General features: G+C 64.5%; 16 protein-coding genes. 8 read left to right on the top strand and 8 right to left on the bottom strand.

The window, feature by feature from the left end; all coding sequences use genetic code 11:
- Nucleotides 1-110 precede the first annotated feature (110 nt).
- From ACSQ3E_RS28700 to ACSQ3E_RS28690, 3 genes are read left to right on the top strand one after another with little or no spacing between them, the layout of a single operon-like run.
- Nucleotides 111-866 carry a substrate-binding periplasmic protein gene (locus tag ACSQ3E_RS28700; RefSeq protein ID WP_436125279.1) on the top strand — a complete coding sequence of 252 codons (756 nt, stop codon included), beginning with the start codon at nt 111-113 and terminating at the stop codon, nt 864-866.
- Between the two features lie 27 nt (nt 867-893).
- On the top strand, nt 894-1,538 hold the full coding sequence (locus ACSQ3E_RS28695; protein ID WP_436125278.1) for an ABC transporter permease subunit: 645 nt from the start codon (nt 894-896) through the stop codon (nt 1,536-1,538).
- Nucleotides 1,535-2,188 (top strand): amino acid ABC transporter permease, encoded by a 654-nt coding sequence (locus ACSQ3E_RS28690; RefSeq protein WP_436125277.1) that lies wholly within the window; start codon nt 1,535-1,537, stop codon nt 2,186-2,188. The genes ACSQ3E_RS28695 and ACSQ3E_RS28690 overlap by 4 nt, the downstream gene beginning before the upstream one ends.
- Here ACSQ3E_RS28690 and ACSQ3E_RS28685 read toward each other — a convergent pair whose 3' ends face one another.
- The 3 genes from ACSQ3E_RS28685 to galE all read right to left on the bottom strand — a co-directional run bounded on the left by ACSQ3E_RS28685 (nt 2,189) and on the right by galE (nt 6,472).
- Entirely contained in the window at nt 2,189-4,015 is a 1,827-nt protein-coding gene (locus tag ACSQ3E_RS28685; RefSeq protein WP_436125276.1) for an alanine racemase, read from the bottom strand.
- Between the two features lie 3 nt (nt 4,016-4,018).
- Nucleotides 4,019-5,269 carry a D-amino acid dehydrogenase gene (locus tag ACSQ3E_RS28680; protein WP_436125275.1) on the bottom strand — a complete coding sequence of 417 codons (1,251 nt, stop codon included), beginning with the start codon at nt 5,267-5,269 and terminating at the stop codon, nt 4,019-4,021.
- 207 nt (nt 5,270-5,476) lie between these two features.
- Nucleotides 5,477-6,472, bottom strand: coding sequence for a UDP-glucose 4-epimerase GalE (gene galE / locus ACSQ3E_RS28675; protein WP_436125274.1), 996 nt, complete (start codon nt 6,470-6,472; stop codon nt 5,477-5,479).
- A gap of 249 nt (nt 6,473-6,721) precedes the next feature.
- Between galE and hemA the strand changes: the two genes are divergently transcribed.
- A complete protein-coding gene (gene hemA, locus ACSQ3E_RS28670) occupies nt 6,722-7,999 on the top strand; it encodes a 5-aminolevulinate synthase (RefSeq protein WP_436125273.1) in 1,278 nt (425 codons plus the stop codon).
- Nucleotides 8,000-8,084: 85 nt separating this feature from the next.
- Here hemA and ACSQ3E_RS28665 read toward each other — a convergent pair whose 3' ends face one another.
- Both ACSQ3E_RS28665 and mscL read right to left on the bottom strand, forming a co-directional pair.
- A complete protein-coding gene (locus tag ACSQ3E_RS28665; protein ID WP_436125272.1) occupies nt 8,085-9,251 on the bottom strand; it encodes a pyridoxal phosphate-dependent aminotransferase in 1,167 nt (388 codons plus the stop codon).
- 108 nt (nt 9,252-9,359) lie between these two features.
- The gene (mscL, locus tag ACSQ3E_RS28660) at nt 9,360-9,779 is read right to left on the bottom strand and encodes a large conductance mechanosensitive channel protein MscL (protein ID WP_436125271.1); all 420 of its coding nucleotides are present in this window, start codon (nt 9,777-9,779) and stop codon (nt 9,360-9,362) included.
- A gap of 213 nt (nt 9,780-9,992) precedes the next feature.
- Between mscL and ACSQ3E_RS28655 the strand changes: the two genes are divergently transcribed.
- Nucleotides 9,993-13,487 carry a PAS domain-containing hybrid sensor histidine kinase/response regulator gene (locus ACSQ3E_RS28655; RefSeq protein WP_436125270.1) on the top strand — a complete coding sequence of 1,165 codons (3,495 nt, stop codon included), beginning with the start codon at nt 9,993-9,995 and terminating at the stop codon, nt 13,485-13,487.
- A 15-nt stretch (nt 13,488-13,502) separates the two neighbouring features.
- Here the strand turns inward: ACSQ3E_RS28655 and ACSQ3E_RS28650 are convergent, their stop codons facing one another.
- Both ACSQ3E_RS28650 and ACSQ3E_RS28645 read right to left on the bottom strand, forming a co-directional pair.
- The gene (locus tag ACSQ3E_RS28650) at nt 13,503-14,159 is read right to left on the bottom strand and encodes a response regulator transcription factor (RefSeq protein WP_310329279.1); all 657 of its coding nucleotides are present in this window, start codon (nt 14,157-14,159) and stop codon (nt 13,503-13,505) included.
- A 153-nt stretch (nt 14,160-14,312) separates the two neighbouring features.
- Complete coding sequence (locus tag ACSQ3E_RS28645; protein ID WP_436125269.1) at nt 14,313-14,750, bottom strand: hypothetical protein; 438 nt, start codon at nt 14,748-14,750, stop codon at nt 14,313-14,315.
- Between the two features lie 112 nt (nt 14,751-14,862).
- Here ACSQ3E_RS28645 and ACSQ3E_RS28640 point away from each other — a divergent pair, with 112 nt between their 5' ends.
- The gene (locus ACSQ3E_RS28640; protein WP_436125268.1) at nt 14,863-15,210 is read left to right on the top strand and encodes a DUF952 domain-containing protein; all 348 of its coding nucleotides are present in this window, start codon (nt 14,863-14,865) and stop codon (nt 15,208-15,210) included.
- Nucleotides 15,207-16,283: a quinone-dependent dihydroorotate dehydrogenase gene (locus ACSQ3E_RS28635; RefSeq protein ID WP_436125267.1), complete on the top strand. Its 1,077-nt coding sequence runs from the start codon at nt 15,207-15,209 to the stop codon at nt 16,281-16,283. The genes ACSQ3E_RS28640 and ACSQ3E_RS28635 overlap by 4 nt, the downstream gene beginning before the upstream one ends.
- On the opposite strand, the gene ACSQ3E_RS28630 is transcribed toward ACSQ3E_RS28635, so the two are convergent.
- Entirely contained in the window at nt 16,259-17,686 is a 1,428-nt protein-coding gene (locus ACSQ3E_RS28630) for an MATE family efflux transporter (protein WP_436125266.1), read from the bottom strand. The two genes, ACSQ3E_RS28635 and ACSQ3E_RS28630, sit on opposite strands and share 25 nt — an antisense overlap.
- A gap of 49 nt (nt 17,687-17,735) precedes the next feature.
- Here ACSQ3E_RS28630 and ACSQ3E_RS28625 point away from each other — a divergent pair, with 49 nt between their 5' ends.
- The gene (locus tag ACSQ3E_RS28625; protein ID WP_436125265.1) at nt 17,736-18,632 is read left to right on the top strand and encodes a histone deacetylase family protein; all 897 of its coding nucleotides are present in this window, start codon (nt 17,736-17,738) and stop codon (nt 18,630-18,632) included.
- Nucleotides 18,633-18,649: the final 17 nt, after the last annotated feature.

The following is an 18,649-nucleotide window of genomic DNA, read 5'->3' as shown; positions in this document are numbered from 1 at the left end:
TTTAGCAATTTGCGATATAACGCAAACATTCTGTTTTCAAGCAGCCCGTTAAAGGAGTGATCATGGGAATTGCGCGGACAGCCCTGCTGGCCCTCATTGCGATTTTCGGCGTGAGCGCAGCAAGTGCACAGGACTACAAGGCCGCCCTGGTTGCACCAGACACCATCACCGTCGGAACTTCGGGCTCTGCCCCGCCCTTCAGCATGACCAATGCCGCGGGCGAGCTTGAAGGCTTCGACATCGACGTCGTCAATCTCGTCGCCAAGCAGCTCGGCCTCACAGCCAAGTTCGAGAAGCTCGACTTCGCTGGGCTGCTGCCTGGCCTGAGCGCCGGCCGCTTCGACCTGATCGCCTCTGGCGTGACACGCACGCCGGAGCGCCTGGCTTCGAAAGACTTCTTCCTGCTGTCGCCCTATATCGTCAATGGCGCGGCCATCACCCGCCGCGAAGCCGATACCGGCATCGCCAGCTGGAAGGATGTCTGCGGCAAGACCATGGGCGCGGTGCGCGGCGGCGCCTTCCAGAAGGTCACCAAGGAAAAGCTTCCGGCCGACTGTGTCACGAAGAGCCGTGAGTATCCCGGCGCGACCGAGCTGTTCCTCGACCTCGAGAACCGCCGCATCGATTTCGCCGCCCACGACTTCCTCGGCCCGAAATACCTGGCCAAGTCGGGCAAGCTGACCGGTGCTGTCACGCTGGACGACCTGCTGACGACCATCACCCAGAGCGTTGCCGTCAGCAACAAGAACAAGCCGCTGGCCGATGCCATCGACGCCCAGTTCGAGACCTGGCGCAAGGACGGTACCCTGCAGGGCCTGGCCGATAAATGGTTCGGCGCCTCCATCGACTGGTCGAAGGCTCAGTAAAAGGGCCTCCGCGAGGGACGGCGGGACATGGAAATAGCACTTGCGTGGCTGCCGCGGCTGTTGGTTGCGGCGGCCCTCACCATTGGGCTGTCGGCAGTGGTCTTCACCCTGTCGGCGGTCTTTGGCCTGCTGTTGTCCCTCGTCCACTACGGCCGCGAAAAATCCTGGCTCCGAAACGGCATCGAGGCGTTCAGCGCCTTCTTCCGCTCGGTGCCGGAGCTCGTGGTGCTGTTCCTGTTCTTCTTCGGCGGGCCGCAGATCGGTGTCGACTTCGGCCCCATCGGCTCGACAATCATCGCCTTCACGCTGGTCGGCATCGCCTTCGACTACCAAGTGTTCAAGGGCGCGCTAAAGGCCGTGCCGTTCGGCCAGTATGAGGCGGGCCTCGCGCTCGGCCTGCCGAAGCGGATCGCGTTCCTGCGCGTGCTGATCCCGCAGGTTCTGCCCTTGGCGCGCAAGGGCTGGATCACCTACGCCATCGGCACGGTCAAGCGCATGTCGATCGCCTCCGCCGTGTCGGTCAGCGAGATCCTCTACGTCACCAAACAGGGCATCGCCGCCACCAACGCGCCCTTCATTTTCCTGACGCTCGCCGTCGGTCTCTACATCCTGATCGTCACGCCGCTGCTCGTCTTCAACGAGCGCAAACCGAAACAGGCGGTGGCGCGATGAACATCCTGCTCGACCCTACCTACCAGCAGATGCTGCTCGACGGGCTGGTGATGACGCTGCTCATCTCGGTGGTCGTCATCATCGTGTCGAACATCTTGGCGCTGCCGCTGGCCATCTACATGCAGCGGCCCAAGGGTGCGTTTCGCCGCGCCATCATCGGCTACAGCTTCTTTGCCCGCGCGGCACCGGTTCTGGCGCTGCTGTTTGCGCTCTATTACGGCCTTCCCCGGCTCGGCATCTATCTCGAACCCGTACCGTCGGCGCTGATCGGCCTGATCTTCGCCTCGACCGCCTACAATCTCGAATTCCTGCGCTCCGGCTTCGAGAGTATTCCCCTAGGGCAGCTCGACGCCGCCAAGGCGCTAGGCCTCAGACCTTTTGCCACCTATTGGAAAGTGATGATCCCGCAGGCCTACAGGCTGGCTGCACCGTCGCTGTTTTCCAATGCCATCCAGATGGTCAAGGGCAGTTCGCTTGCCAGCCTCGTCGCCATCGACGAGCTGACGGCGGCCTCAACCGTCATCATCTCCGAGACCTACAAGGCCATCGAGGTGCTGCTGGTGGTGTCGGTCTTTTATCTCGTCATCGCAGCCGTGATCATCGCCCTGCAGTATATCTACGAAACCAGGCAGAGCGCGCGCCGGCGCTGATCAGAGGATCCTCTTGCCGAAGGCGGACATGACGAAGTTGATCGCTTCGGTGGCGACGCGCGGCTCCGTATCCGCGTCCAATCCCGATACGTCCATCGACAGCATGCCGCCCGAAAGCGCTATCGCCTCCATCGCCTGGTGGGTCTCGCGCACCGTCATGCCGCCGGAACCGGTTGCCCAGCCTGGGATTTCGGTGGCCGATGGCGAATAGCTGACATGAAAACCGACTGTGCCCGACGAGGCGATGCGGATCGCCTCGCGCATCACCTCGCGCATGCCGGAGCCGTCGACCTCGGCCATGGTAAAAGCGGTGACACGCGAATCCTTGAGGATGCGCACCTCCGCCGGATCGGCCTCGCGCAGCCCGACGAGCACGACATTTTCGGGCGAAAGCTGCGGCTGCAGCGCGCCGGGCTTGTGGTCAAGGCCGAGCACGCGCGCCAGCACCGAACGCTCCGGCGCCTCGTCACCCTCCTCGCCTTCCGGCATCAGCGCGGCAATGGAATCGATCCAGATCAGTCCGAAGGAGTGCGCTGCCTCGGCGGTGGCCTCCAGCGCTTTCGACGCCGTATGCCTGTCCGCGCCGGCATGCAGCCTGACGAGGCCTACCGGTGGATGCTCGGCATCGGCGATCTCGATGACATCGAACTGCATCTGTTCGAGCCGCGTGCCGGCCGACTGCCGCGCAAGCAGCGACCCGGCGGCACCGTCGGCAACGATTGAGACCATGCGCCGGCCGGTGAAATCGGCGATGTCGTGCATCGGCGCCTTCTCGACATATTCCGAGGTCATCGCCGTCAGCAGCGCGCCGTAGTTCATGTGGAAGCTGACACGGTCGCCGACGACAAGCGGCGGCTCGGCCTCGGTGATGTCGAGCACGAGATGGTCACTCGACGCGCCCAGCACCCTCACGCCCGGGTTGATCGGCACCAGCCCCTCGATCATTGTGTCCTCGCGGCCGATATTGGCGATGCCGCGCAGCCGGTCGCCCTCGTCGACGAACACCGGCTGGTTGCCAAAGGCGTCATAGCCGGATTCGCCGATCGGCAGCGACGGCTTGACCTTGACCTCGATCAGGTCGCCGGTGAGCCGGAAGGCGTTGAACTCCAGCTCCCGCCACGGCTCCTCCCTGAAGGTCTCGTAGCCGCCCTGCAGGATCGCCTCGCCGATGCGCAGATTGTTGATGCCGGCCGGCAGCTTGTTTTCCAACAGCAGCGGCAGCGACGACGAATTGCCTCCCGACACCCAGTCGAGGCTGATGCCGGCAAGCCGCTCGATCTTGTAGGCATAAGCGACGAGCTGGTTGAGGTTGTCCTCCGTCGGCATGATAGCGCCGAAGCAGGTCAGGTTGGTGCCGAGACCTGCGATGCGCACGCCGGGCAGTTCGAGCACGCGCTCGACAGTCGGCAACAGGTCATTCGGCCAGATGCCCTCGCGCAGGTCGCCGAGATCGACCATCAGCATGATGTCGTGGACGCGGCCGATGCGCTGGGCGATGCGCGATATCTCGCGGATGATCTCGAGCTCCGACTGCAGGCTGATGTCGACGGTGCGCACCACCTCCTCGACGCGCGAAATCGGCGGGCTGCGCAACAGCATGATGGGGCAGCCGATGCCACTTTCACGCAGCCGGCGGATGTTTTCGAAGCGCGACTCGGCGAGCCCCGACACGCCGCCGCGCAACATGGCGCGTGCCACTTGCGGCATGCCGCAGCTGCCCTTTGTGACGCCGAACACCTTGATGCCGGAAAGGGCCGCGCGTTCGACGACTGCCCGCGCATTGCGCTCGATGCGACCAAGATCGATGGCGACTTGCGGTCCAGACATGCCCTAGCCCCCGTAGACCAGCCCCTGTGGATCGATGTCGGGCTTGCGCCCCGCCACCAGGTCGGCAAGGAATTTGCCGGAGCCGCAGGCCATGGTCCAGCCGACATGGCCGTGGCCGGTGTCGAGGTAGAGCCCCTTGTAGCGGGCCTGGCCGATGACCGGGACCGAACCCGGCATCATCGGCCTGAGACCAGCCCAGACCACGGCCTTGCGCGGATTGAAGGCTCCGGGGAAAAGCTCCTGCCCGGCCTTGAACAGGCGGGCGAAGTCGCTCGGCTTGTAGCTGCGGTCGAAACCGGCGAATTCGGCGGTCGCGGCGAGGCGCAGGCGGTCGCCAAGCCTGGAATAGGCGATCAGATTGTCCTCGTCGGCGCCGCCCATCGTCGGCCCCTTTTCGGGAACCTCGAGCGGCACGGTCGCGGTGTAGCCCTTCACCGGATAGACCGGCAGGTCGATGCCGTGGCGTCGACCGAGCAGCCCGCTCTCCGGCCCCATGGCGATGACCACCGCATCGGCGGCCAGCACGCCGCCTTGCGTCATCACCCCGCTGACCCGGTCACCCTCGACGACCAGCCCTTCGACCGTGGTGTCGAACATGAACGTCACGCCCAGGCGCTCCCTGGCATAAGTGGCGAGTTTCTCGACGAACATGCGGGAATCGCCGGTCTGATCCATCGGCGAATAGACGCCGCCGGCAATGCCATCCTTGGCGGCAGCCAGGCCGGGTTCCAGCTCGACCATGCGGTTGCGGTCGACGATCTCGATCGGCAGGCCGTGTTTTGCGAGGAAACGATAGTTCTCGCTGCCCTCGTCTAGGCTCTTCTGCGATCGGAAGAAATAGAGGATGCCCTTGCGCCGGTCGTCATAGCCGATGCCGGCTTCGTCGGAGATCTCGTTGATGCACTGGCGCGAATAGAGCGCGAGCCTGAGCTTGACCTCGCTGTTGGCGCGCAGCCGTGCCGTCGTGCACTGGCGCAGGAAGCGCAGGCTCCAGGCGTAGAAATAGGGGTCGAGCCTGAGCCTGACCTTGATGCCGAGATCGGAGGTGTAGAGCGAGCGGATGAAGGTCTTCAGCGCCGCCGGCGAGGCCCAGGCCGTGGCATCGCCCGGCGAGACCAGCCCGGCATTGGAATAGCTCGTGCCACGTGCGGCCGCCGGGTGGCGTTCGACGACCGTGACCTCATGGCCGTCGCGCGCTAGGTAATAGGCTGCCGCCGTTCCGACCACACCCGCGCCGAGAACCAGTATCTTCATGCTGCCACCCCTTGGAGCGTCGCGCAGTGCCCCAGCACGCGGAAAGGACGCTCCAACTCTTTCTTGCGCATCGGCGATGCCGAAGATGGCCGATGCACCAGGCTCTGGCGGGAACCTTTCACCGTGCGGGGTCAGGCCCCTTTGCCACCCATAACGCCTGGCGCTGCAATTATCGAGACAGGGCGGCGGATATCCACCACCTGCAGCTTATATAACGGAAGAGTTCTTGCGGCTGAGCAGCCTTTCCCAGTTGAGCGCGTCGCCAACGATCGCGTCGAGATCGTCGTGCTTGGGCGCCCAACCGAGCTCGCCGCGCGCCAGATCCGCATTGGCGACCACGGAGGCCGCGTCGCCCGGCCGGCGGGCGGACATATTTACGGTGAAGTCGGCGCCATGGACACGGCGCACGCTGTCGATCACTTCGAGCACCGAATAGCCGTGGCCGTAGCCGCAATTGGCGACGAGGTTGCCGCCGCCGGCGCGCAGGCGCGCGAGCGCCAGCCGATGCGCGGCGGCGAGGTCGGAAACGTGGATGTAGTCGCGCACGCAGGTGCCGTCGGGCGTCGCATAATCCTCCCCGAACACCTGCATCGAGCCGCGCTTGCCGAGCGCGGTCTCGCAGGCGACCTTGATCAGATGCGTTGCACCCTTGGTCGACTGGCCGGTGCGCCCCTTGGGATCGGCGCCGGCGACGTTGAAATAGCGCAGCGCGGTGTAGGTCAGCGGATGGGCTGCCGACGCATCGCGCAGCATCCATTCGCTCATCAGCTTGGACAGGCCATAGGGCGATTCCGGCGCAAGCCGAGCGTCCTCAACCACCGGCTCCATGCCGGCCGCGCCATAAACGGCAGCGGTCGAAGAGAAGATGAAGTGCTTCACCTTTTCGCGCACCGCCGTCTCGATCAGGCTGCGCGTCTTGCAGGTGTTGTTTTCGTAATAGCCGAGCGGGTCGGAAACCGATTCCGGCACCACGATGGAGCCGGCGAAATGGATGATCGCGTCGACGCCATGCTCGCGGATCAGTTGCCCGACCAGCTCCTTGTCGGCGACGTCGCCTTTGACCAGCGTGGCCTCGGGCGCGACGGCCCAATCGAAACCTGTCGACAGCCGATCGAGCACGACGACCTTTTCGCCCGCATCGAGCAGTTCCCAGACCATGTGGCTGCCGATGTAGCCCGCCCCGCCCGTTACCAATACCGCCATAGCAACACTCCGCATCGAATTACGTCGGGCCCTGTGTAGCCTGACAATACCGGCGAATGCGAGATAGGACTTTCGCGACCCGATCACGTTGACCATTTGGCCGCAGTGGAATTTGATCCACATCAAGGGACTTTTGGGCGTTCCATGGTCGTTTGGGACGTCGAGGGCGTGGCATTTTGACCAAAAACGGTCGATGGACGCCGAACCGGCCGTTGATTATGCTCACGGTTGAAAAATTGGGACGTCCAGATGAACTACCAGCGGTTTTTCGAAGAAGCGATCGACCAGATTCACGCCGAGCGCCGTTATCGCGTGTTCGCCGATCTCGAGCGCATCGTCGGCAAGTTCCCGCGCGCCATCTGGCGCGCCAACGGCAAAGCCGAGGAAATCACCGTCTGGTGCTCGAACGACTATCTCGGCATGGGCCAGCACCCCGACGTGGTGGCGGCGATGCAGAAGGCAGCCGGCAACATGGGCACCGGCGCCGGCGGCACGCGCAACATCTCCGGCAACAACCATCCGCTCGTCGAACTCGAGCATGAACTCGCCGACCTGCACGGCAAGGAAGCAGGCCTCGTCTTCACCTCCGGCTTCGTCTCCAATGAAGCTGCGATCTCGACAATTGCCAAGCTTCTGCCGAACTGCCTGATCCTCTCCGACGAGCTCAACCACGCCTCGATGATCGAGGGCGTGCGCCGCTCTGGCGCCGAAAAGAAGGTGTTCCGCCACAACGACGTCGCCCACCTCGAAAGCCTGCTGCAGGCCGCCGGCCGCGAGCGCGCCAAGCTGATCGTGTTCGAGAGCGTCTACTCGATGGACGGCGACATTGCCCCCATCGCCGAGATCGCCGACCTCGCCGAGAAGTACAACGCCATGACCTATATCGACGAGGTCCATGCGGTCGGCATGTACGGTCCGCGCGGCGGCGGCATCACCGAGCGCGAAGGCCTTGCCCATCGCATCGACATCATCGAAGGCACGCTGGCCAAGGCCTTCGGCACGCTCGGCGGCTACATCACCGGGACCCGCTCGGTCGTCGACGCCGTCCGTTCCTATGCACCGGGCTTCATCTTCACCACGGCATTGCCGCCGGCGATCGCCGCAGCGACCACCGCGTCGATCCGGCACCTCAAAAATTCGCAGGCCGAGCGCGACGCCCAGCAGTGCCAGGTGACGCACACCAAGCAGGTGCTGGCGGATGCCGGCCTGCCTGTCATGGAGTCGGCAACCCATATCGTGCCGATCCTGGTCGGCGATCCCGAGCTGTGCAAGATGGCCAGCGACCGCCTACTTGGCGTCCACGGCATCTACATCCAGCCGATTAACTACCCGACCGTGCCGCGCGGCACCGAACGCCTGCGCATCACGCCGACGCCGTTCCACAGTGATGCCTTGGTTGCTGAGCTCAAAGAGGCACTGGTCGAGACCTGGAACGCATTGGGCATTCCCTATCGCACCGAGGGCCACACCGAAGTTCCCAAGAGCGAACGCATCGTTTCGCTGCTGGTGCCGCAGTCGGGCGGCTGATTTCAGCCTCATCTCATTCGAAAGGCCCGGAACCGGTCAGGTTTCGGGCCTTTCTGCATCTGGAGCCTTGGATTCGTCCATCGGGCTATTGATCCTTGATCCACCTGGCCAGCCGGTGCGACGCCTCCTCGACCTGGTCGAGGCGGCGGTGGAAGCAAAGGCGCAGGAACCCTTCGCCACCGGCCGAGAAAGCCGTGCCCGGGGCGACGCCAACGGCAACCTTGTCGACGATGTCGGAGGCGGCGGCCTCCGCATCCTTCATGCCGTCGACCGCAAAAAACAGGTAGAAGGCGCCCGGCGGCACGTTGAAACGCACCCTACCCGTCTCGCCCAGGATACTGCAGACGATGTCGCGCGCCTTGTGGGCACGTTCGACCTGCTCGGCGATGAAGGCATCGCCCTCGTCGAGGGCGGCAATGCCGCCACGCTGCATGAACTGTGCCACGCCCGAGCTCGAATATTGCACCAGGTTCTCGAAGGTGCGGCTCAGCGACGGATGCGTCTTCAGCCAGCCGACGCGCCAGCCGGTCATCGCCCAGTTCTTGGAGAAGGTGTTGACGAACAGGATTCTGTCCTCAGGGTCCATGATGTCCATGAAGGACGCCGAGCGGCGGCCGTCATAGTGGAACAGCGCGTAAATCTCGTCGGCGATGATCCAGAGGTTCTTCCGGCGCGCCAGGTCGAGGATCGCCTGCAGCGTCTCGCGGTCGGCGGTCCAGCCGGTCGGGTTGGATGGCGAGTTGACGAAGATCGCTCTGGTGCGCGGTGTGATGGCGGCGGCGATCTTCTCGACGTCGCAGCTCCAGCCATTGTCGGTCATGTCGAGCAGCACCGGGACCGGCCTGACGCCGGCAACGCCGGCAGCACCTGCGAAGTTCGGCCAGGCCGGCGCCAGATAGACGGCCTCGTCGCCGGCGCCCGCCGTCACCTGCAGGGCCATGGTGATCGCCTGCATGCCGCCGACGGTGACAATGAATTCGTTGGCGCCGAAGTCCTTGCCGAAGTGGCGCTGGTAATAGCGCGCGATCGCCTGGCGCAGCTCCGGAATGCCGGCCTGCCAGGTGTAGAATGTCTCGCCATTGGCAAGTCCGCGCGCCGCCGCATCGCTGATAAAGGCCGGCGTCGGCATGTCGCCCTCACCCGACCACATCGGGATCAACCCGGCGCGGTCTCGACCATAATTGGCCACCGCCTCGATGCCGCTCATCGGAGCGCTGCGGGCCTCAATGCGAACGGCGTCGAGAAGGCTCATGGTCACCCCAGGCGAAGAGTTGCTGTCATCAACTCCTAGCGTGCCCGAGGCCATGAAAAAACCCCCGGTGGCCAAGCCACGCGGGGGTTTTTCTGGATGCCAGCGCGATTACTTCTTGGCCAGAAGATCGCGGATTTCGGTGAGGAGCACCACGTCGGCCGCAGGAGGCGGAGCCGGCTCTGCCGCCTTCTCCTTCTCGAGCTTCTTGCGCATGGTGTTCACAGCCTTGACCATCAGGAAGATGATCCAGGCAAGGATCACGAAGTTGATGACAACGGTGAGGAAGTTGCCGTACGCGAAGACCGGCCCCTGCTTTTTCGCCTCTTCCAGCGACGTCGCGGTCACCGCATCCGAAAGCGGGAGGAAGTAGTTCGAGAAATCCGCGCTCCCAGCCATGCCGATGATCGGCATGATGATGTCGCCGACCAACGATGACACGATGAGGCCGAATGCGCCGCCGATGATGACACCGACGGCCAAGTCCATCACATTGCCCTTGGAGATAAACTCCTGGAATTCCTTTAGCATTGAACCCTCCGTTCACGATCTGCAGAAAGGCGAATCGTTCCCCACCAACCGTCGCCGCACGTTGCCACCATAGCAAAAACCGCCGGTTGCAAAACCCCGCCCATGCAAGCGCCGGCGCGGCCGGCATAGGAGACAAGGATAATGGACTTGCCGGCTCAGCTGTGATTGCCTCACTGCAACGGAAACAGACATTTCCGAGGGAGTGAGAACGCAGTGCAGGGACTGGCCGTCGTCCTCATCGCAGTCGCCTATGTCACGCTGCTGTTCGCCATAGCGAGCATCGGCGATCGCCGGGCTGCGAACGGGGGACCAGGGCGGCCGCGCCCGTTCATCTACGCACTCAGCCTCGCCATCTACTGCACGTCCTGGACCTTCTTCGGCTCGGTCGGGCTGGCCTCCGAGCGCGGGCTCGAATTCCTCGCCATCTATATCGGCCCGGTGCTGGTGTTCATGTTCGGCTTCCCGCTGCTCAGCCGTATCATCAAGCTCGCCAAGGCCGAGAAGATCACCTCGATCGCCGACTTCCTCGGCGCGCGCTATGGCAAGAGCTTCGCCGTCGCCTCCATCGCCACCCTGATCGCCACCGTCGGCGCCATCCCCTACATCGCGCTCCAGCTCAAGGCGATCTCCGGCTCGGTCAGCCTGATGGTCGAGCACTACACGGGGTCGCCGCCGTCCTTCGATCCTTTCGTCAGCGACATCTCGCTGATCGTGGCGTTGTTGCTTGCGCTGTTTGCGACCCTGTTCGGCACCCGCCACGCCGACGCCACCGAACACCAGAACGGGCTGGTGCTGGCTGTCGCCGTCGAGTCGATCGTCAAGCTGATCGCCTTCCTCGCCGTCGGCCTGTTCGTCACCTTTGCGCTGTTCGACGGCCCCGGCGACATGCTGAGCAGCTTCGGCGCCACCGAGCAGGTCGGCGATGCCATGGGCTACGGCACCTCGCTCGGTACCTGGCTGGTGGTCACCGTCATCTCAGGCTTCGCCATCATCATGCTGCCGCGCCAGTTCTACGTCATGATCGTCGAGAACCGCAGCGAGAGCGAGCTGCGCACGGCAACCTGGGTCTTCCCGGCCTATCTGGTGGCGATCAACCTGTTCGTGCTGCCGATCGCCTTCGCCGGCCTGTCGACGGTCGGCACCGCCACCACCAGCGACCTCTACGTCCTGTCGCTGCCACTGCTCAAGGGCCAGGACCTGCTCGCCATGATCGCCTTCATCGGCGGCCTGTCGGCGGCTACCGCCATGGTGATCGTTGCCAGCGTCGCTTTGTCGATCATGATCTCCAACGACCTGGTCATCCCGATCTTCGTGCGCCGCCTGATCACCTTCAAGTCGGGCGACACCGAGGACTGGTCGGCGATCATCCTCAACATCCGCCGCGCCTCGATCTTCATCATCCTGTTCGTCGCCTTCCTCTACTATCGCGAGAGCACCACCAACACGCGGCTCGCCTCGATCGGCCTGATGTCGTTCGCCGCGATCGCGCAGTTCGCGCCTTCTTTCATCGGCGGCCTGATCTGGCGCCGCGCCAACGCCAGGGGCGCCGCACTCGGCATGGCCGCTGGCATCGCGGTCTGGTGCTATACGCTGATGCTGCCGACACTCGCCGCGCCTGACACCTCGATCATCACCGACGGGCTATTCGGCATCGAAGCACTGCGGCCCCAGGCGCTGTTTGGCACCTCGGCCGAGCCGCTCAATCACGGCGTGTTGTGGAGCCTGGCCATCAACACGCTGTTCTTGGTCTTCGGCTCGCTGTCGCGCGCATCCGTGCCGCTCGAACGCATCCAGGCCTCGATCTTCGTGCCGCGCGACTCGAGCCCAATGCCGTCGCTGCGCCGCTTCCGCACCACCATCACCGTCAACGACCTCAAGGACACCATTGCCAGATATCTCGGCGTCGAGCGCACCGAGCGCTCGTTCCAGACCTTCCAGAACGAGAGCGGCAGCAAGCTTAACGGCAACGACCCCGCCGGCATGGATGTCATCCGCTTTTCCGAGCAGCTGATGGCAAGTGCCGTCGGCTCTTCGTCGGCGCGGCTGATCCTGTCCTTGCTGTTCAAGCGCGGCGACAATTCCTCCAAGGATACCTTCCGCCTGCTCGATGACGCCACTGAAGCGCTGCAGCACAACCGCGACCTGTTGCAGATCGCGCTCGACCAGATGGAACAGGGCATCACCGTCTTCGACCAGGATTTCCGCCTCATCTGCTGGAACCGCCAGTACCGTTCGCTGTTCGACCTGCCCGACGAGATGGGCCAGGTCGGCGTCTCGATCGACCGCATCCTCGCTTATCTCGTCGCTCGCGGCGACATCCCGCCCAACTCGCGGCTGCGGACACTCGACCGGCTGACCAGCTTCGGCGGCCCCTGGCAGATCGAGCTCAAGACTAGCGGCAGGATCATCGAGATGAGTTCCAACCCGATGCCCGACGGCGGCATCGTCGCGACCTACACCGACATCTCGGCGCGTGTCGCCGCCGACCTCGCTCTCAAGCGCGCCAACGAGTCACTGGAGCAGCGGGTAAAGAGCCGCACCGCCGAACTGACCCGCGTCAACGAGGAGCTGGCGCAGGCCCAGATGCTGGCCGAGGAGGCCAATCTCGGCAAGACGCGCTTCCTCGCCGCTGCCGGCCACGACATCCTGCAGCCGCTGAATGCCGCCCGCCTCTACTGCTCGTCGCTGATCGAGAAGGCCGGCAAGGGCAATGCCGGCATCGCCGCGCGCAATATCGAATCCTCGCTGGAATCGGTCGAGACCATCCTCGGCGCCGTACTCGACATTTCGCGCCTCGATGCGGGTGCGATGAAACCGGCTGAGACCGTCTTCCGCCTCGACGGCCTGCTGCGCCAGATCGGCACCGATTTCCTGCCCATGGCGCGCGCCAAGGACCTCGAGTTGGTGATCGTGCCGTCGACGCTTGCGGTCAACACCGACCGCAACCTGTTGCGCCGGCTGATCCAGAACCTCGTTTCCAACGCCATCAAATACACCCGCAGCGGGCGCGTCGTCGTCGGCGTGCGGCGGCGCGGCGAGTTGGCCGAAATCCAGGTCATCGACAGCGGCATCGGCATCGCCGCCGACAAGCTCGGCACAGTGTTCCATGAATTCACCCGCCTTGACGACGGTATTCGCGAGGCCCAGGGCCTCGGGCTCGGCCTGTCCATCGTCGACCGCATCGCGCGCGTGCTGAAGCTCGAGATCCAGATCGAGTCGCACAAGAGCAAGGGTACCCGCTTCTCGGTCATCCTGCCCGTCACCACCGCCGAAGAGCTGCCGGCGGCAACGACCGCCCGTCCCCGCATCCAGGCAGCGGCTGCGCTGAACGGCCTGACCGTCGTCTGCATCGACAACGATGCCCGCATCCTCGAAGGCATGCGGCTTTTGCTCGAAGGCTGGGGCTGCGAGGTCAGGACCTATTCGGGGACGGCGGCATTCATTGCCGGCGAACCGGACGGGCCTGCGCCCGAGATCATCCTCGCCGACTATCATCTCGACGGCGAGAACGGCCTCGACGTCATCCGCTCGCTGCGCACGGTCTATGGTGAGACGACACCCGCAGTGCTGATCACCGCCGACCGCTCCAACGAGGTGCGCGCCGCCGCCGACCAGATCGACGTCGCCGTGCTCAACAAGCCGCTCAAGCCGGCCGTACTGCGTTCGATGATGAACCGGATGCGGCGCATGGCCCACGCCGCCGAGTGATCGTCTGCTAAATGCTCACGCCGCCGGACGCGGCTCGCCGCCGATCTTGGACAGCAGGATGACCGCCTGGGTGCGGCTGTCGACGCCGAGCTTCTGCAGGATCGCCGAGACATGCGCCTTGATGGTCGCTTCCGAGACGCCTAGCTCATAGGCGATCTGCTTGTTGAGCAGGCCTTCCGCCAGCATGCCGAGCACGCGTGTCTGCTGCGGCGTCAGCGACTGCAGGCGCTTGATCAGGTCGGAGATCTCAGGATCGCGCTCGACGCCGAGATCGATGTCGCCGGGGGCCGAGATCTCGCCCGACAGCACCGCCTCTATGGCGCTGCGGATGTCATCCATGCTCGCCGACTTGGAGATGAAGCCCGAGGCGCCCAGTTCAAGCGCGCGGCGGATGGTTTCGGGGTCGTCATGGGCCGAGACGATGACGACCGGCACAGTCGCGTGGATGCCGCGCAGCGAGATCAGGCCGGAAAGCCCCGAGGCGCCGGGCATGGACAGGTCGAGCAGGACGATGTCGATGTCTTCATTCGCCGCCACGATCGCCTTGACGCTCTCGAAGTCGCCGGCCTCCAGCACGCTCGACACGTCGGCGAGCCCAGCAATGGCCTGCTTGAGAGCGCCGCGGAAAAGCGGATGGTCGTCCGCGATGACGAACTTGTGGCCTGCTGGCAAATATCCCTCCCGAGGCCCCGACCGTTCTGTGCGCCTTGGACCGTCGGGCGCGATTATGCGGCCCACTGGCGTCTTTTCAAGCAGCTAAAGTCAAATCGCCCCGCGAGTTGGCCATTCATGCTCAACTTTCAGGCCGATAGCCGCAAATTCCGCTCAGGTCTTGTTCGGAACGGGTGCCGTCTGCGGCGCCTGCTCTTCCTTTTCCATGTCCTTGACGATGCCCATGAAGCTGCGGAAGAAGCGCTCCATGTAGCCCATGCTCTTCTGGAACTCTTCTTCGGTCGGCAGCTTCGATTCCAATTGGGCCGTCAGCGAGCTCTCGAGCTTCACCAGGCGCTCGTCGAGCGCCTTCAGTTCCGTCTGCACGCGGCCGAGTTCGTCCTGCAGGGCCGACCGCTCGTCGGCGGCCAGCTTGCACACCAGCTGGCTGTCGCGCTCCTCGCAGATCGACATCTCGCCGGTCTGGGTGTCCATGCGGACATAACCCTTGTCGGTCTTTTCCATCTGGTAGCGCTGCGTTTCAGCGGCCAGTGCCGGTACGGCGCTGAGGCCGGCAATGAGGGGAACGAGCATCAAAAAGGCGCGGCGCATAGCTGTCTCCATTCGCGGACGGTGCGCATTGTCTGAGGGCATTGGGCCCAAATTGCGGTGGGCAATGAAAGCTGCCCTTTCCCGCATCATGCTTTCAGCCTATAGCGCCCGTATGACGAAGACCATCTACAAGATCTGCCCCGAAGCGATGTGGCGCGAGGCCGAACGCAGCGGCATCTTCACCGGCGCGCCGATCGATCTCGCCGACGGCTTCATCCATTTCTCGACCGCCGAACAGGTGGTGGAAACCGCCGCCAAGCACTTCACCGGGCAAGAAGACCTGTTGCTCATCGCTATCGACGCCGAACGCCTCGGCCCGGCGCTAAAGTACGAAGTATCGCGTGGCGGCGCACTGTTTCCGCATCTCTACGCGCAACTTGAGACCAGCGCTGCCAAATGGGTCCGCCCTCTGCCGCTCAAGGCCGATGGCGCCCACGATTTTCCGGAGCTTGAAGCATGAGCGCATTCGACCGTCTTGGCCGGCATCTGCTGTTCAGCTTCGATGCCGAGACCGCTCACGGCATGTCGATCAAGGCGCTGCGCTGCGGCCTGCCGGTCGGCGGCCGCGCCCCGCGCGATGCCCGCCTGCGGGTGAAGATCGCCGGGCTCGACGTTCCCAATCCGCTCGGCATGGCCGCCGGTTACGACAAGAACGGCGAGGTGCCGGATGCATTGCTCGGCCTCGGCTTTGGCTTCGCCGAGATCGGAACGGTCACGCCCCTGCCGCAGGCCGGCAATCCCAAGCCGCGCATCTTCCGTCTCGTCGAGGACGACGCCGTCATCAACCGGCTCGGCTTCAACAATGAGGGCCACGACGCCTGCGAAAAGCGCCTCGTCGCCCGCGCCGGCCGGCCCGGCATCGTCGGCGTCAACATCGGCGCCAACAAGGACAGCACAAACCGCATCAGTGACTACGTGCTCGGCGTGAAGCGCTTCGCCCGCCATGCCTCGTATCTGACCGTCAACATCTCCTCGCCCAACACGCCGGGCCTGCGTAACATGCAGGCGCGCGAGCAACTGGCCGAGCTTTTGGCCAGCGTCATGATCGCCCGCGCCGAAGCTGGTCATGCTGTTCCGATCTTCCTCAAGATCGCACCCGACCTGCACGAGGCTGAGCTCGAGGACATCGCCGCCGAAGTCACAGAAAAGGCGATCGACGGCGTCATCGTCTCCAACACCACTATCACAAGGCCGGCGCTGCGCAGCCCGACCCATACCGGCGAGACCGGCGGCTTGTCGGGCAAGCCGGTCTTCGCCCGCTCGACGGCAGTGCTCGCGCGCATGCGCAAGCTGCTCGGCCCGCAACGCGCCATCATCGGCGTCGGCGGTGTCGATTCAACCGAAACGGCACTGGAAAAGATTCGCGCCGGCGCTGACCTCGTCCAGCTCTACACCGGCATGGTCTATGCCGGTCCGTCGCTGCCCGCGCGTATCGTGCGCGGCATGTCTGACTTTGCCACCCGCGAGGGGCTCAAGAGCATCTCCGAGTTGCGCGACAGCAAGCTCGATCAGTGGGCTGCGGCACCGCTCTGAAACGTCGCCCGCGCCCTGGGCTTCAGGATCGCCAAAAGGCAGACGCCGCGCACGATCAAAAGCAGGTGCAGTGCCGCCCATAGGCCGGCATTGCCATAGGTCTGGGGCAGTACCAGCAGTGCCGCGATGAAGACCAGCAGCGAAATCACCATCATGTTGCGCATGTCGCGCGACCAGGCGGCACCAATGAAGATGCCATCCATCTGGAAAGCGAGCACGCCGCTCAGCGCGGTGAATGCTGCCCAGGGCAGGAAGGCGATCGCTGCCGCACGCACATCCTCCGCCGTCGAGATCAGCACGATCAGGTCGGCGCCGAAGATCATGAGGGCCGCCGTCATGCTGCCGGCCAGCGCAAAGCCCCAGATCGAGCAGAGATAGACAGCCTTGCGAAAAGCCGGCTCGTAGCGCGCACCGACGGCGCGGCCAGCAAGCTGTTCGGCGGCGGCGGCAAAGCCATCGAGGAAGAAGCCGGCGGCGATGAAGAAGTTCATCAGCACCGCATTGGCAGCCAGCGTCACCGTGCCGAACTGGGCGCCCTGGCGGGTGAACAGCGCAAAGGCGATGAGCAGCGACAGCGAGCGGATCATGATGTCGCGGTTGAGCACGAACAGCCGCTTGAATGCAGCCGCGTCGAAGATGCGCCGGCGTGCCAGTCTGGGCTCGCCCCCGAAGCGCCGCAGCAACACCGCCAGGCCGATGACCATGCCGGCAAGCTCACCCGCAACGGCGGCCCAGGCAACGCCCTCGACGCCCCAGCCGAAATGCAGCCCGAGCAGGATGGAGACGATGATGTTGACGCCGTTGAGGGTCGCTTGCAGGAACAGCGCGAAACCACCCTCGCCCCGCCCGAGTATGTAGCCGAGGATGGCGTAGTTGATCAGGGCGAAGGGCGCGCCCAGCATACGGATGCGGACATAGGCGTCGAGCGTTTCGTTGACGCGCGGCTCGGCCTGCATGAACCATTGGCCGGCGATCGAGGTCAACGGCGCGGTCAGCGCCAGCACGATGCCGGCAATCAGGGCGATGACCACGGCGCGCCAGAACACCGCCTGCTCTTCGGAGGCATCACCACGGCCGAAAGCCTGCGCCACCAGCGCGGTCGTGCCGGCGCGCAGGAAGTTGAAACTGGTGAAGACCACGTCGAAGGCAACAGCACCGGCGGCCAGACCGCCAAGCAGGGCGGCATCGCCGAACTGGCCGACGACGCCGGTGCCGACGAGGCCGATGAAGGGCGTGGTCAGGTAGGCAAGGGTCATTGGCACGGCAATCGCCAGCACCGAGCGGTTGGTGACGGAAAAAGGCGTCACGCGGCCCTCTGGCGATGCGTACTCCAACGAAAGTCCTCCCTGTTGCCGAATCTCCCGTTGGGCACATGCCCCGGTTTCCCCAACGCCCGCAACCATTTAAGTTACGGCACCAATCGATTTTGCTCTCCTGGTTCAGCACCCCTCCATGCCGCTTCAGATCGTCAGCCATCCCGACTACGACGCCGGCTTTGCCGCCGATCATCGCTTCCCGATGGGCAAGTACACCGCGCTGATGGCGAGGCTCGAAGCGCTTGGCCTGACAGGCGGGCTCAACCGGGCCGAGCTCATCGCACCGCTCTACCTTCGCCTGGCCCACGACGCGACCTATGTCGAACAGGTGCTGACCTGCACGGTGCCTCCCCATATCGAACGCGAGATCGGCTTTCCCGTTGGCGAACGCGTGTCGCGCCGTGCCCAGTTCGCCGCCGGCGGCACGCTGGCTTCGGCCCGGCTGGCACTCCGCCACGGCATCGCCTGCAACGCCGCCGGCGGCAGCCACCATGCCCGCCGCGCCCAGGGCGCCGGCTTCTGCACCTTCAACGACGTCGCGGTCGCGGCACTGGCGCTGCTCGAAGACGGGCTTGCCGAAAACATCTTGGTTGTCGATCTCGACGTGCATCAGGGCGACGGCACCGCCGAGATCCTGGCCGGCAACGCCTCGGTCTTCACCTTCTCGATGCATGCCGAGAAGAATTATCCCGTGCGCAAGGTCGCCTCCAGCCTCGACATCGGCCTGCCCGACAAGACCGGCGACGACGCTTACATGGAAGTTCTCGCTAACGCCCTTGCTGGCCTGTCACGCCACGGCGGCTGGGACATCGTCTTCTACAATGCCGGCGTCGATCCACATCGCGACGACCGGCTTGGCCGCCTTGCCCTCAGCGACGAAGGCCTGCTTCGGCGCGAGCGCTTTGTCATCGAGCACTATCGCGAAACCGGCGTACCATTGTGCGGAGTGATCGGCGGCGGCTATTCGACCGACGTCGCAGCCCTTGCCGCACGCCACGCCATCCTGTTCGAAACAGCAGCCGCCTTCGCCTAGCGTGGTCCCGACACGAA

Source organism: Aminobacter sp. LjRoot7, assembly GCF_964252895.1.
GTDB lineage: Bacteria > Pseudomonadota > Alphaproteobacteria > Rhizobiales > Rhizobiaceae > Aminobacter > Aminobacter aminovorans_B.
The sequence above is the reverse complement of the archived record's forward strand: the minus strand, read 5'-3'. Positions and strand labels throughout refer to the sequence as shown.